The sequence below is a fragment of the Bacillus sp. FSL E2-8900 genome, from assembly GCF_037966225.1.
GTDB classification, from domain to species: domain Bacteria; phylum Bacillota; class Bacilli; order Bacillales; family Bacillaceae_G; genus Bacillus_A; species Bacillus_A cereus.
In genome coordinates this window covers 2,161,197-2,176,548 of sequence record NZ_CP150193.1, presented here as the reverse complement: position 1 = coordinate 2,176,548, position 15,352 = coordinate 2,161,197, and the positions used below count along the sequence as shown (strand labels likewise).

Genomic DNA, 15,352 nt, shown 5'->3' with positions numbered 1-15,352 from the left:
CGAAAAAACGAGAGGAAGAATCGACGGTGAACTAAGCTTACTTCACCACAAACCTAGTCTGACTACACCCATCCTTCTGCTTCGTTACTTCTAATACAGCTGGCATTGCGTTTTTCAGCTCTTGAACGTGTGAGATGACACCGATAAATCGGCCTGATTTTTGTAAGTCAATTAAGGCATCTACCGCTTTCGTTAACGATTCTTCATCTAATGAACCGAACCCTTCATCGATGAACATCGTTTCGATGGAAATACCGCCTTCATATGCTTGAATGACATCTGCCATTCCTAGCGCTAGGCAAAGTGATGCGTTAAATTTCTCTCCACCGGATAGTGTTTTTACATCGCGTGTTTGGCCAGTGTATGCATCGTACACATCTAAACCTAATCCACTTTGACGATTTCTCTTTTCAACTCGTTCACTTCGTTTTAAATAAAATTGTCCGTTTGATAATTTACGTAATCGTTCGTTTGCAATTTGAACAATTTGTTCTAAATACTCAATTAAGATGTAACGTTCAAATGATATACGGCTCTCGTTATCACCTTTCATTACTTCATATAAGTCAACAAGTTCTTGGAAAGCTTTTTCTTCCTCATGAATTTGCTCATCAATACGTCTAATGTTTTCATGTAAATCCGAAATATATGTTACCGCATTTTGCGCACGTTGACGTTTTTCTTTAATGATATCGAGATTAATTTCTAGTTCTTTTATGTGTTCACCTAAAGATGTAATGTCCATATACTCTTTATCTTTTAATTCTGAGTTTAACTCTTCGATTTGTTTTGCAAGCACTTCAAGCGATGAATAATAACCTTGAATTTCTTTTTGTAACATCTCCATCTCGGCATCGCTTAATTTGGCTTCTTTATACGTGAATTCATCTGTAAACCCACTTTGTTCTAGCTCTTTCATAAAGCGTGCGAAAGTCTCTTCTTTCTTTAATTTTGCACTTTCAAATTGATTAGAAGCACCTTTTTGTTCTGCTTGAATACGTATATTTTCATTTTGCCAATGCTGATACGCTTCCTGGACTTTCTTCCATTCGTCTTCCATTAACCTAAGTTCCTGCATAGCTTGGTCAAACTGTGCTTTCCAAGCTTGTACTGTTTGTAAGTTTTCTGGAATATTTCGTTTATCATGTTCATATGACGTACGAAGTTGCATACACTCCATTTCTGTACGGTGCTGCATTGTTTCCACTTCTCGTTTTTGTTTCTGAAGTTCTTCTATTTTTTCTTCTACGCTTTTCATGTTCGCAGCAATCTGCTTACGTGTCTCTTCACTTGCTTTTAACGTATTCACGTCTGCAGCTAATTGTTTTCCTTTTTGAACAAGTGCACTATATGTTTCAGCTAATTTTTCCGAATTGTAGCCGCGCTTCACAACTTCTTCTATCACTTGTTCATATTGTAGTCGATAGAAATTCCATTTCTCCTCTACTTGCACATGTAATTTTTCAGCAATGTTCTTCTTATCTCTTAAATTGTTTAACTCTTTTTCATCGATCGCATTACTTTGCTCTGTAGCTTTTTGCGGATGATTCGTACTACCACATACCGGACAAGATTCACCGTCATGTAAATGAAGAGCTAATATACCAGCTTGTTCACTTAACCAGCGGCGCTCCATGTTTTCATATGCACGAACTGCCACTTGCATTTTATTAGTTGCCGCTTCTTTTTCTTGCTCGAATTTTTGTTTTTCTTGCCAAACATCATATGCTTGCTTTAAAACTTTTGCATCTTCTCGCATATTCGTTAGTTCTTCTACTTTAGCTACATATTGCTCAAGTGCTTGTTCTAATTGCTGCAATTCATCAGACATTCTCTGTTTTTGGTTTGTATGCTCTTCTAGTTGTTGATCTAACTTTTGCATACTTTCTTTTAATTTCCCTATTTGAATTTCGGCATTTTGTAAATTCAGCTTTCTCTCAGCTAATGATTCAATGATTGCTTGTAACTCTTCTAATCTTTGAACAAGTTTTTTAGCCTCTTCTCGTTCAGCTTCTTTATTCTTTACTACTTCATACTTCTCCTTAGCAAGTTCAAAGCTGTTCATTATCTGTTCTTGTTTGACAATTATCTGTTTTAACAAACTTTCAACTTTCTGCTCATTTTCCATCGCTTCTTCATACCATTGTTCAAATGGTAATAAGCGCTTTGCTTGTTCCGCACGTTTAAAGGATTTTTCTTTCCTTTCAATTGCTGCACGGTTCTCTTGTAAAGTGTTATATTTCTCATTCTTTTGTTGTAAATCTATAAATTTCTCATTTATAGATTTTGCTGCATGAAAACGTGTTTCTGCATCCTTTAATTGCTTCGTTTGAACATCTTGTTCTACTTGTAATTGCTCAACCTCTGCTTTATACACGGTTGTTTCTTGTTCTAACGCTTCTACTACTTGATGCGTATTTACATGTTCTTGTGCCACTAATGTCTCTAATAATGCTCCATCACGGATTGGTAATTTAAAAACATTACGGAAATAGAGCTCTCTCTCTTTTTGTTTTTCTTGCAAGACATCTTTCCATTGTTTTCTCTTTTGATCAAGTAACTCACGCATTAATTTATAACGATCCGTTTTAAAAATACGACGTAAAATCTCTTCTTTGTTTTCCGTCTCAGATGTTAATAGTTTTCGGAATTCCCCTTGGGGTAACATAACAATTTGGCTAAATTGATGTTTACTTAACCCAATTAAATCTTCCACTTTTTTGTTTACGTCTGTTACATGAAAACGATCGACGGCTGGAACGTTTTCTCCATCAATAACTTCATATAATTCTACTGCATGTCCTGTAATGGTCTTATTCCCTTGTTTTTTATGTCCAAGTTGTCGTTTTATTTCATAGCGTTTCCCTTTTAACTGAAAGGTTAATTCAACACTTGTATAAACATTATCATCAGCAAATTGACTTCGAAGCATGCTCGTATCACTACGTTCTTCTCCACTAGCCTCACCATATAACACATAACAAATCGCATCAAAAATCGTTGTTTTTCCAGCTCCCGTATTCCCAGAAATAGCGAAAATACGATGTTCTCCAAGATCTTCAAAATCGATTACTTCTTTCTGTTTATATGGCCCGAATGCTGTCATAATAAGCTGAATCGGTCTCATCCTCGTTCACCTTCCCGTTCTTGCGCTGTTTGTAATACATCTATAAATAGGCGTTCTTTCTCTTCTGATAAATCTAACCCTTTCATTTCTTTATAGAAAGCCTTTAAAAGAGATAAATCATCCGTTTTATGTCTTGAAACCGTTACTTCATTTGTATCTGTGAGTTCTCGCCTTTGCATCGCTCTTTCAACGTGCATTGCATTTGGATATACAGATCGTATTTTCTCCATTGGCTGTAAGACAGGGTTTTCGTCTAATAATTTTACAAATACGTAATCTTCACTTACTGGGTGCTGTAATAATTCATCTATTTTCGCTTCTACTGTTCGCATTTTACGACGTGGTGAAAGTAACCTTTTTTCAATTGCTACTTCACCAGTTTCATTCAGTTCTACAATGTAATAACCTTTTTTATGTTTCTCTTCAGAAATTGAATAGGCAAGTGGTGAACCTGAATATCTAATGGTCTCATTACGTACGAAATGCGCTTGATGTAAATGTCCAAGCGCTGTGTAATGAAACTTATCAAAATAATGACTATTTACATATTCAGCACCACCAATTGAAAGTGGTCGTTCTGCATCACTTGTATTCTCCTCCGCTTCTCCTGAAGAAGTTACAAATGCATGTCCAACAAATACATGTCTAGCTTCTTTATCCATCGTTTCAGAGAGCTCATTCATAAAAATGCGCATCGCATCATCATGAGAACGTACGTCTTCATTTTTCAACACGTGTCTAACTATGCTTGGGTCTGCATACGGTATTAGATGGAAGTGAACCTCTCCATATTCATCATTTAGTACAACAGGTTCGTACGGGAATTGAAATTGACCTGCAATATGTAATCCTTGTTTTTTCATTAAACTACTTCCAAAATGGATACGATCCGGACTATCATGATTACCAGCTACTGCAATAACTGGTGTTTGTAAATCAATAACTATTTTTTGCAGCACATCATTTAATAAGTCTACTGCTTCTGTAGGTGGAATTGCTCGGTCATATAAATCCCCTGCAATAATTACAGCATCTGGTTTTTCTTCTTCAACAGCCTGTACAAACTGATCTAATACAATCTTTTGGTCTTCAGTCATATACACGCCATGAACAAGCTTTCCTAAATGCCAATCCGCTGTATGAAATAACTTCATATTTTTCTACTCCTTTTAATTTACTGATTTTAGTGAAACGAGTTGATAGTTTATTGTAGTTTTTCCGTTCTCCCACTCTAGCTTCAATATCGTTGCACTTCCAATTCTTTCTTCATTTGATTTATATAAAGGCAATATTTCTTGAACTGTAAATAAGTGATAACCATCCAATATTAATTGAAATATATTTTCTTCAATATGTAATCTTACTTCTTTTTCATTTGAAATAATTTTTGTGTGCATCTCAAATTTCATGATAGATACAACCCCTTTTTATAATCTCTACATTTTAATAGTATAGTGGCTATGCAAGATTGACAAGTACATACACAGCAAAGTACACACTTTTCTATTGTTATATGCTTTATGTATTTTATATAAAATACGGTATGTGAAATTTTACATTTTCCCCAAAATAAAAATGCCTATTGTGACATCTTTATTTTTGTATAAAGTCTTTCATTACATAATATAAAACGGTAATTAAGACGATTGCGACGAAAAATGAGAACACTGCGACAATGTAGCCATCTTTATTTAATAAAATACAGAATGAAATAGATATTATAAAAATCGGAAATACGAGACGTACTTTATCCTTCACTTCTTCTGTCGTATCTGTATGATGAAAATACTGCGTTATTCCTATCATTAAAAAAGACAAAATAATAACCGACAATAGTAAAGGTCCTGGCATTCCGATTTCTCCTTTCTCTATTTCTAATTCAGTGTAAAATTTTTTATTACAATTGTACGATTTCTTTTTTCTTCAAACACACTTTTAGAATTGATAATGAACATTTCACACCTATATAATAGCGCTTTTATCATTATAACTTCAAATAATTACACTTACAGTAATGTTGTAATATTCCCCCTCAGTCTCTGAAATCCTGCAAAGATAACTCGTCAAAATATGCAGTGACCAAATTAATATTTACCGTCAACTTTTGACAAAATTTATAAAGGACATTTCAGTACATATCAAGAATTAAGAATAAGAAGATATGTAAGGGAGGATGCATTATGACTGAACAAGTTTTATTTTCTGTTAGTGAAAACGGCGTTGCGACAATTACTTTAAACCGTCCAAAAGCACTTAATTCTTTATCTTATGACATGTTACAACCTATCGGACAAAAACTTAAAGAGTGGGAACACGATGAGCGTATTGCACTTATCGTGTTAAAAGGAGCTGGCACAAAAGGTTTTTGTGCAGGCGGCGACATTAAAACTCTTTATGAAGCGCGTTCCAATGAAGTGGCATTGCAACATGCAGAACGTTTTTTTGAAGAAGAGTATGAAATTGATACATATATTTATCAATATACAAAACCGATTATTGCTTGTTTAGATGGAATTGTAATGGGCGGTGGTGTCGGTCTTACAAATGGTGCGAAGTATCGCATTGTAACTGAGCGTACGAAATGGGCAATGCCAGAGATGAATATCGGCTTCTTCCCAGACGTCGGAGCTGCATATTTCTTAAATAAAGCGCCTGGATATACAGGACGATTCGTTGCTTTAACAGCATCTATTTTAAAAGCTTCTGACGTATTATTTATTAATGCTGCTGATTACTTTATGACATCTGATTCATTACCAGAGTTTCTTACTGAACTTGAAAGTGTAAATTGGCATAAAGAAGATGATGTACATACTAATTTAAAAGAAGTTATTCGTACATTTGCAACTGCTCCAAACTTAGAAAGCGAGCTTGCTCCTTCATTAGAAGTAATCAATTCACATTTTGCTTTCGATACAATTGAAGAAATCATCCATTCATTGGAGAAAGATGAAAGTTCCTTTGCTCTAAAAACGAAAGAAACACTGTTATCAAAATCCCCTATTTCACTAAAAGTAACATTAAAACAGTTTATTGATGGAAAAGATAAATCCGTTGAAGAATGTTTCGCTACGGACCTTATACTTGCTAAAAATTTCATGAGACATGAAGATTTCTTCGAGGGAGTACGCTCCGTTGTCGTTGATAAAGATCAAAATCCGAATTATAAATATAAACAGTTAAGTGACGTTTCAGAAGAAGATGTGAATCGTTTCTTTAACTTACTTAATGCATAAAATGAAATTGTCATGAGGGGAGGTTTTGTTCATCCCCCACCTAACTTCTTTTCTTCAGCTAAATCTTGTGCGGTGAAAATCTTACTACCCGCAAATAGCGGTATAAAATCGAGGCTATATAGTAGTGTAATTAGAGCTACTATATAGTCTTTTTTATTTAATTATTTTTAATAAAATTTAATTTTATTAAATCCATTTTTGTGCTACACTGATTTTAATCAAATATTCTAAAAATAAAAAGGAGGGACGGCTATGATAGAAAATTATCTTCTTTTCATCATTATGTCTATTTGCCTCATCATTTTACCTGGTCCAGATACAGCAATGGCTACGAAAAATACATTGGTTGCTGGTAAAGTCGGTGGAGTGAAAACAGTGTTTGGTACATGTATTGCACTATTAATTCATACTTTAGCTGCTGTAATTGGTCTTTCTGCACTTATTGTAAAGTCAGCTCTTTTATTTTCTATTTTCAAGTACGTTGGGGCTCTCTATTTAATATATATCGGTATTAAAGCCCTTTTAGCAGTAAGAAACAAAGAAAACTTAGATACAAATGATCTATCTTTGAATAATGAAAACGAACATACTTCTTGCTTTCGCCAAGGATTTCTTACAAATTTATTAAATCCTAAAGTAGCAGTCTTCTTTTTAACTTTTTTACCACAATTTTTAAATCCAAATCATAATACATTTATTCAACTTCTTGTAATGGGCCTTACTTACCTCGTTTTAACAGTCATTTGGTTTGCATTTTATATATTTTTAATTGATAAAATTAGTGCTTTTATGAAAAAACCGAAGACGCAACGTTATATTCAAGGGCTAACAGGAGTCGTCCTAATTGGATTTGGTATTAAACTAGCTTTTGAAAAAAATAATTAACAAGACGAAAACCACCACTATTAATAGTGGTGGTTTTCATCTAATAACTGATTTGGTTGTTTACTCTATATTAAAACCAGCGCTCAGTTACAACTTTTTTACGTGTATAGAATTGAACGCCATCTGTACCATTTGTACCTAAATCACCAAAGAATGAAGCTTTATTTCCTGCAAATGCGAAGAATGCCATTGGTGCTGGAACGTTTACGTTTACACCAATCATACCAGCATCGATGTTATCACGGAATGTTTGTGCATGTTTACCATTTGACGTATAAATAACCGCACCATTTGCAAATTTAGATTGATTTGTTAGTTTAATACCTTCTTCTAAATCTTTAACACGTACAATACTTAATACTGGAGCAAAAATTTCATCTTGCCAAATTTTCATTTCTTGATTCACGCCATCAAAGATTGTCGCACCTACAAAGTAACCTTCTCCAACTTCTTCATTAATTTTACGGCCATCTACTAATAAAGTTGCCCCATCTGCTACACCGCTATTAATATAGCCTAAAACGCGCTCTTTATGAGATTCACGGATTAATGGTCCAACATAGTTATCTTCGTTAAAGCCATCGCCTACTTTTAATTTTTTCGTTTCTGCTACTAATACATCAATAAATTCATCAGCAATTTCATCCACTACTGCTACTACTGAGCATGCCATGCAGCGCTCTCCACTACTTGCAAATGCAGATCCAATTACACCTTGTACTGTTTTCTCAAGATTGCAATCTGGCATTACAATCGCATGGTTTTTCGCACCTGCTAACGCTTGTACACGTTTTCCGTGTTTCGTACCTGTTTCATATACGTAACGAGCTACCGGCTCAGAGCCAACGAACGAAACAGCCTGAATATCTTTATTTTCTAAAATGCTATTTACAACATCTTTTCCGCCTTGCACTAAATTTAATACGCCTTTTGGGAAACCTGCTTCATAGAATAATTCTACAAGTCGCTCCGCTAAAAGTGGCGTTCTTTCAGATGTTTTTAATACGAATGTATTACCGCAAGCAATTGCAAGTGGGAACATCCATAACGGAATCATCATCGGGAAGTTAAACGGTGTAATGCCAGCAACAACTCCGATTGGGTAGCGCCAAATCGATCCATCAATTCCGCTAGCGATATTCGGAAGTGCTTGACCCATCATTAAATTTGGCGTAGATGTTGCAAGTTCTACCGCTTCAATACCACGCTGTACTTCACCTGTTGCATCCGTTAGCGTCTTACCATTTTCTAGCGTAATGATTTTTGCAAGCTCATCTTTGTTTTCTTGTAATAGCTGTAAATATTTATATAAATTTCTTGAACGATTTGGAACTGGTACTTTAGACCATGTTTCGAATGCTGCTTTTGCCGCTTCAACAGCTTTTTCAACATCTTCTTTTGGAGATAATGGAACGTAAGCGATAATTTTTCCAGTCGCTGGATTTGGAACTGCTTCTACTTCCGTACCTGTCGATTCAACCCACTCACCGTTAATGTGATTTTTTACTCGTTTAATTTCAGTTGTAATCATTGTATTCTCTCCTTTGTATAATTTATTTTTGATTAGAAATTAATTGCTCGCTAACTTTCTTATATAAAGCAGCCATATCATTTTCACCATATCCAGCTTGACTCGCTTCGTCATATACGTTTAATAACATTTCGCTTACCGGTAAATGGAGTTCGCTTTCCTTAGCTAAGTCAACTGCAAATCCTAAATCTTTCTTCAATAAGTTCACAGTAAATCCTGGCTCGTAGTTTTCAGGTGCTATAAAACTTTTATAATTACGTTCATAAATTCTACTTTGACCGTAACTTACATTTAAAATATCAAACATTTTATCTAAATCCATATTGTTCTTTTTCGCTAATGTTAAAGCTTCACTCACACCAGCTGTATAAAAACCAATTAATAAGTTATTAATTAACTTAACAGTTGTACCACTATCAATCTGCTCACTAACGTGGAAAATGTTCGCGCCTAGTACGCCCATGATAGATTCCGTTTTCTCATATACGTCTTTTGATCCACCAACCATAAACGTTAATGTACGGTTTTCGGCTCCGATTACACCACCGCTCACAGGTGCTGCTAAAAAGTCTACTTTCTTTTCCTTTGCAGCTTCCTCTAACTGTTTATTTAACTGCGGCGATACCGTACTTGTATCAATGAAAACTACATTCGAGTGACCATTTTCAAATAATCCTTCTGCTCCAAAATATACCGCTTCAACAGCGCGAGGTGAAGGTAAACTTGTAAAAACTACATCACATGTTTCTGCTAGTTTTGAGATTGATAGACCGATAATTCCGCCTTCTTTTTCAAAGGACGCTTCCGCCTCTTTATTTAAGTCCACGCCATATACTGTGTAACCTGATTTAACTAGATTTTTTGACATTGGAAGGCCCATGTTACCTAAACCGATAAAACCAATCTTTTTCATATCGCTTTCCTCCTATTTACACAATATATTTCCCGCGATTTATAATAGCTTTCGCAATTTCTCTCTTCTTCGTAAATACGTTCGTGTATAAAGGCACTAATAATTGACGGATTTCAGCTAAAATCACATGTCTATCTTGTTCTTCTGTGACAGCTGCTGAAAGTACAGAAATCGTCGCTTCTTCTACTTTACGGTATCCTTCTTCACAAATAACATCCGTTATTAATTGCTTCGTACGTTCTTTTTCCTCACCATTTTTACGTACCGCTTTTCTCGTACGTAAAAATGCTGATTCCATGACGTACACGTCCGTCAACATATTTGAAATTACACGTGAATATTCTTGTTCTTGGTCAATTTTTAGGCCTGGAGTTTTAGAGAGCGTTTTCAAAGATTGTTTCAACAATTTTTTCGCTAATAAAATGTAACGATGGTTTCTTTCTACATTTGCTACATCACTTTCTACTTCAGTATCTTCTAATTGTTCGATTTGCTTCATTAGCATTTTAGCAACTGTTAATCTATTAATTTCGTTCGTTCCTTCAAAAATACGACTAATTCTAGCATCACGATATAATCGTTCTACCTCATACTCTTGCATATAACCGTAACCACCATGAATTTGTACAGCTTCATCTACGATATAAGCAAGTGTTTCAGAAGCATTTACTTTATTTAGTGCACATTCAATTGCAAATTGGGACATTTTCTTCATAAGATCTTCATCGCTCTCATGAATTGCTTCATCGATTACACCTGCCGTACGATAAGCTGCACTTTCGGCTCCATATGTAGCAATGATCATATTTGCAATTTTCTCTTGAATCATCGTAAAGTCTACTAATTCCGTTTGGAACTGTTTTCGCTCTTTTCCATATTGAACCGACAAACCAATTGCTTGTTTTGCTGTTCCAATATTTCCAAAAGCAAGTTTAAGTCTAGCAAAGTTAAGAATATTAAGGGCTACGTGATGCCCTTTCCCAACTTCCCCTAAAACATTTTCAGCAGGGATGACAACATCTTCTAAAATAAGAGTCGCTGTTGAAGAACCTTTAATCCCCATTTTCTTTTCTTCTAATCCAATAGATACACCTTCACATGTTCTTTCGACAATAAACGCTGTCATTCCTTTATTTGTCTTCGCAAAAACAACGTATACATCTGCCATATGAGCATTTGTAATCCATTGCTTCTCACCATTTAACTTCCAAGCTGTTCCCTCTTCATTCAATACGGCGCTTGTTTTTGCACTTAATGCATCCGAACCAGCATTTGGCTCTGTTAAAGCATAAGCCCCAATCCATTCTCCCGATGCGATTTTCGGTAAATATTTTTCTTTTTGCTCTTTCGTTCCATAATATATGTAAGGCAATGTACCGACACCAGCGTGTATATTAAAAGAAACGCTAAACGCACCAGCGTAACCCATTTTCTCTGCTACAAGACCTGAGACAGCCTTTCCTAACTCGAACCCGCCATAATCTTCTGGTACCTCAATGCCTAATAATCCAAGTTCCCCAGCTTTCTCAAATAATTGACGAGAAACTTTATAGTTATGTTGTTCAATATTCTCCATTTGTGGAACAATTTCTTGTTTAACGAATTGTTCTGTCGTTTTTGCGATTAAATCTTCATCACCTGAAAAATCTTCTGGTGTAAAGTAAGTATGATTTATATCTTTATTAAGTGAAAAAAATTCATCCCATGGTAACTTCGTTTTCTCCATATGTATCCCCCTATCATTCGGCTTTCATAGCTTTTTGCTTATGCTCGTCTACGATGAGTGGAATATCTTTTTTGAAAATAGAAGGCGATGATTTTTCACATCAAGCATTTTATTTTGCCAAAGATGTATTTTCATCGCCTTCGCTGCTTTATCTATTGATCTTCTGATAATACTGTTTTTGCAATACCAGTATCTAACTCTTCAAAGTCATGATATGAAATTGTTTCGTATAATTCACTTCTCGTTTGCATATTAGAAAGTGCATCTTTTTGAGAACCTGTTTCTTTAATTAAAGCAAACACATTTTCATACGCTTTCGCTGCAACGCGAAGTGAAGTTACAGGATAAATAACCATTTGGAAACCCATATTCGCAAATTCCTCTGCACTATAATATGGAGTTTTTCCGAATTCAGTCATATTCGCAAGCAAAGGTGCATTTACCTTACTATTAAATAGACGGAATTCTTCCTCTGATTGAAGCGCTTCAGGGAAAATTGCGTCTGCACCTGCTTTTACATATGCATTTGCTCTTTCAATTGCTTCATCTAATCCTTCAACGCCACGAGCATCAGTACGTGCTACAATGTATAAGCTCGGTGCAACTTCTTTAATCGCTTTAATTTTTTGAACCAATTCTTCTGTAGTAACAAGTTTCTTACCATTTAAATGTCCACATTTTTTGGGTAATTGCTGATCTTCAATTTGGACAGCTGCTACTTTCGCTTCCACCATTTCTACAGCTGTTCTCGCCACATTTAGTACACCACCAAATCCTGTATCAATGTCAACAAGAACAGGTAAGTCTGTAGCTCTTACTAAATCTCTTGCTCTCTCAGCCACTTCAGTAGACGTCACGATACCTAAATCTGGTAAGCCTTTACTTGCAGTATAAGCAGCTCCTGATAAATAAAGAGCTGAAAAACCTGTATTTTTCGCAACAAGAGCTGCCATTGCATCATGAGCACCTGGAATTTGCAAAATTTCATTTGCTTCTACTAAAGCTCGGAATCGATTCGCAAGCTCCTCTTGTGTTGACTGCTTTTTCACAACCCAAGCCATTCTAAATTCCCCCCTATTATTAAATTAAGAATAGATCTACAAATTCGTTTACATTCATATTTTCTAGTTTTTCTTCATTTAAACAAACTTCATGAATTTGTTCTTGTTGCTTACTAGAATAATGACCTGCCATATTTGCAGTGAATTTTTGAACAACTTTTGGAATTGCTTCGTCTCTACGGAAGCGGTGACCAAGCGGATATTCACATTCCACATTTTCTGTTACTGTGCCATCTTTAAAGTGAACTTGAACAGCGTTGGCGATTGAGCGCTTGTTCGGGTCAAGGTAATCTAAACTGTACTGTTTGTTTTCAACAACAACCATCTTATTACGTAATTCATCTACACGTGGATCGTTTGCTACTGCATCTTCATAATCGTCTGCAACGATATCTCCTTTTAATAAACCAATTGCCGTAATGTATTGTAAGCAATGATCACGATCAGCTGGGTTATTTAATGGACCTTCTTTATCAATAATACGAATTGCTGATTCATGAGTTGTAATTGTAATACGGTCAATTTCATCTAATCTCTCTTTAATTTCCGGATGCAACTTCACTGCACATTCTGCAGCCGTTTGTGCATGGAATTCTGCTGGATATGACACTTTAAATAATACATTTTCCATTACATATGACTCTAGTGGTCTTGCTAATTTTAATTCTTGTTTATTGAATAATACATCTTGGAATCCCCATCCTGGCGCAGATAATGCTGTTGGATAACCCATTTCACCTTTTAGAGCAGTCATTGCAAGATGAACACCGCGGCTCGTTGCGTCACCTGCAGCCCATGATTTACGTGAGCCCGTATTTGGAGCATGACGATATGTACGAAGACTAGAATTATCAATCCACGCATGTGATAATGCATTAAAGATTTCTTCACGTGTTCCGCCAAGCATTTTCGCAACTACTGCAGTTGTTGCTACTTTTACATATAATACATGGTCAAGACCAACTCTGTTTAAGCTGTTTTCTAAAGCAAGCACGCCTTGAATTTCATGTGCTTTAATCATCATTTCTAATACTTCACGTACTTTTAAAGCTTCTTTTCCTTCTGAAATACGAACACGGCTAATATAATCTGCAACTGCTAAAATTCCGCCTAGGTTATCAGATGGATGTCCCCACTCTGCTGCAAGCCAAGTATCGTTATAGTCTAACCAACGGATCATACATCCGATATTAAATGCACCTTTTACTGGATCTAGTACATAAGACGTACCTGGTACACGTGTACCATTTGGCACGATTGTTCCTGGCACAACTGGTCCTAGTAATTTCGTACATTCTGGATATTGCAGTGCTAAAATTCCACATCCAAGTGTATCAAGTAATACGTAACGAGCTGTACTGAATGCTTCTGCACTAGTAACCTCTTTATTTAATACATAATCGGTAATCTCTTCTAATAATGCATCTTTTTGCTTAATTTCATTTGTTTTAATCATGCTATTCTTCCCTTTCTGTCGAAAATTCGTTATTATTAATGATGGGTGTCGGTCAAACACCCATCTGGCGGGCGGCGCTAACAACTCCCCAGTTGTTCTTATTTACTAAGTACATGTCGCTCGCCAATATAATTTACACGAGGACGGAACAAACGATTATTTGCATGTTGCTCAATAACGTGCGCACATAACCCCACTGTTCTAGAGCTAAAGAAGATTGGTGTGTAAAGTTGAATTGGAATACCTAGCATCCAATATACTGGAGCTGCATAATAATCAAGATTTGGATAAATTCCTTTTTCTTTTTCCATAATCTTTTCTCCAGCTTCACACATTTCATATAGTGTATAATCACCTTTTACATCACATAACTGTTTTAAAGCTTCCTTCATCATAAGTGCTCTTGGATCCATCTTCTTCATATAAACACGGTGTCCAAAGCCCATAATTTTTTCTTTGTTATATAGTTTCTTCTGTAATAACTCTTCAAATTTCTCAACATTACCAGCTTCTAAAAGCATGTACATAACCGCTTCATTTGCACCGCCATGTAAACTTCCTTTTAAAGATGCAACTGCACCTGTTAAAGCACCGTATAAATCTGATTGTGTTGATGCAATAACGCGAGCTGTAAATGTAGAGTTTGGCATTTCATGCTCACTATATAAAACAAGGGAACGATCAAAGATCTTTTCCTCAAGTTCAGTTGGTTTTTTACCAGTTAACATATAGAAGAAATTCGCACTATAAGATAATTCTTTAAGAGGTTCAATTGGCTCCTCATTATTTAAAATATGATAGCTATTCGCTACAATGTTTGGCACTTTACTTAACAGCTTGTATCCTCGGCTTTTATTCACTTCTAACGAGCGGTTTTCGATATCATTATCGTAACCAGCTAACGCTGACACACCTGTACGTAATCCATCCATGGGATGCGTCTCTTTAGGCAATGCCTTTAGTACGTTGAATACACCTTCTGGTACTGCATATTCTTCTTTTAATTTCTTTTCAAGTGTTACTTTTTCATCTTCATTCGGTAGGTGTTCCTCCAATAAAAGGTGCACAATGTCTAAATACTCTTTTGTTTTTGAGAGTTCGATTAAGTCATACCCTTGAATTACAATTTCACCTTTTACTGTGTCAAGAAACGAGATTTTCGTCTCCGCTGCCACTATACCATCTAATCCCGGGGAAAATTTCTCTTCAGCTTTCATCATTATTTCCTCCAATCCTAATAGATCTTCGTGCACATAACTGTAAGCCTTTACAATACTGTGAAACTACATTTCTATTTCAATGTATCAGAGTTTTTAGAAGATTTCAATTTATTTTATAATGATAAGTTTCCTACACTTTTCTTACTGTAACAATACAATTTTTTGAAAATAATTCTTATATTTTATAAAGAAAGGAT

At 35.6% G+C, this 15,352-nt stretch carries 12 protein-coding genes; 2 read left to right on the top strand and 10 right to left on the bottom strand.

What is annotated here, in order from left to right; genetic code table 11:
* Positions 1-37 precede the first annotated feature (37 nt).
* The 4 genes from NST90_RS11280 to NST90_RS11265 form a co-directional block, all read right to left on the bottom strand.
* Positions 38-3,127 carry an SMC family ATPase gene (locus NST90_RS11280; protein ID WP_001247461.1) on the bottom strand — a complete coding sequence of 1,030 codons (3,090 nt, stop codon included), beginning with the start codon at positions 3,125-3,127 and terminating at the stop codon, positions 38-40.
* On the bottom strand, positions 3,124-4,281 hold the full coding sequence (locus tag NST90_RS11275) for an exonuclease SbcCD subunit D (protein ID WP_283748182.1): 1,158 nt from the start codon (positions 4,279-4,281) through the stop codon (positions 3,124-3,126). The genes NST90_RS11280 and NST90_RS11275 overlap by 4 nt, the downstream gene beginning before the upstream one ends.
* 15 nt (positions 4,282-4,296) lie before the next feature.
* Complete coding sequence (locus tag NST90_RS11270; RefSeq protein ID WP_000667346.1) at positions 4,297-4,536, bottom strand: DUF2584 family protein; 240 nt, start codon at positions 4,534-4,536, stop codon at positions 4,297-4,299.
* Between the two features lie 184 nt (positions 4,537-4,720).
* Positions 4,721-4,978, bottom strand: coding sequence for a hypothetical protein (locus NST90_RS11265; RefSeq protein ID WP_001119404.1), 258 nt, complete (start codon positions 4,976-4,978; stop codon positions 4,721-4,723).
* A gap of 329 nt (positions 4,979-5,307) precedes the next feature.
* Between NST90_RS11265 and NST90_RS11260 the strand changes: the two genes are divergently transcribed.
* The gene (locus NST90_RS11260) at positions 5,308-6,363 is read left to right on the top strand and encodes an enoyl-CoA hydratase/isomerase family protein (protein ID WP_000139776.1); all 1,056 of its coding nucleotides are present in this window, start codon (positions 5,308-5,310) and stop codon (positions 6,361-6,363) included.
* A gap of 252 nt (positions 6,364-6,615) precedes the next feature.
* Positions 6,616-7,248 carry a LysE family translocator gene (locus tag NST90_RS11255; RefSeq protein ID WP_000572360.1) on the top strand — a complete coding sequence of 211 codons (633 nt, stop codon included), beginning with the start codon at positions 6,616-6,618 and terminating at the stop codon, positions 7,246-7,248.
* Positions 7,249-7,318: 70 nt separating this feature from the next.
* Here the strand turns inward: NST90_RS11255 and NST90_RS11250 are convergent, their stop codons facing one another.
* The 6 genes from NST90_RS11250 to mmgD all read right to left on the bottom strand — a co-directional run bounded on the left by NST90_RS11250 (position 7,319) and on the right by mmgD (position 15,155).
* Positions 7,319-8,779 (bottom strand): CoA-acylating methylmalonate-semialdehyde dehydrogenase, encoded by a 1,461-nt coding sequence (locus NST90_RS11250; protein ID WP_000633344.1) that lies wholly within the window; start codon positions 8,777-8,779, stop codon positions 7,319-7,321.
* A gap of 22 nt (positions 8,780-8,801) precedes the next feature.
* Positions 8,802-9,692, bottom strand: a complete 891-nt coding sequence (locus tag NST90_RS11245) for an NAD(P)-dependent oxidoreductase (protein WP_000719409.1) — start codon at positions 9,690-9,692, stop codon at positions 8,802-8,804.
* A gap of 16 nt (positions 9,693-9,708) precedes the next feature.
* Entirely contained in the window at positions 9,709-11,418 is a 1,710-nt protein-coding gene (locus NST90_RS11240) for an acyl-CoA dehydrogenase family protein (protein WP_000415992.1), read from the bottom strand.
* A 152-nt stretch (positions 11,419-11,570) separates the two neighbouring features.
* Positions 11,571-12,479 (bottom strand): methylisocitrate lyase, encoded by a 909-nt coding sequence (gene prpB, locus NST90_RS11235; RefSeq protein WP_000312639.1) that lies wholly within the window; start codon positions 12,477-12,479, stop codon positions 11,571-11,573.
* 19 nt (positions 12,480-12,498) lie between these two features.
* Positions 12,499-13,935, bottom strand: coding sequence for a 2-methylcitrate dehydratase (prpD, locus tag NST90_RS11230; protein ID WP_000598123.1), 1,437 nt, complete (start codon positions 13,933-13,935; stop codon positions 12,499-12,501).
* Between the two features lie 98 nt (positions 13,936-14,033).
* The gene (gene mmgD / locus NST90_RS11225; RefSeq protein WP_002041090.1) at positions 14,034-15,155 is read right to left on the bottom strand and encodes a citrate synthase; all 1,122 of its coding nucleotides are present in this window, start codon (positions 15,153-15,155) and stop codon (positions 14,034-14,036) included.
* Positions 15,156-15,352: the final 197 nt, after the last annotated feature.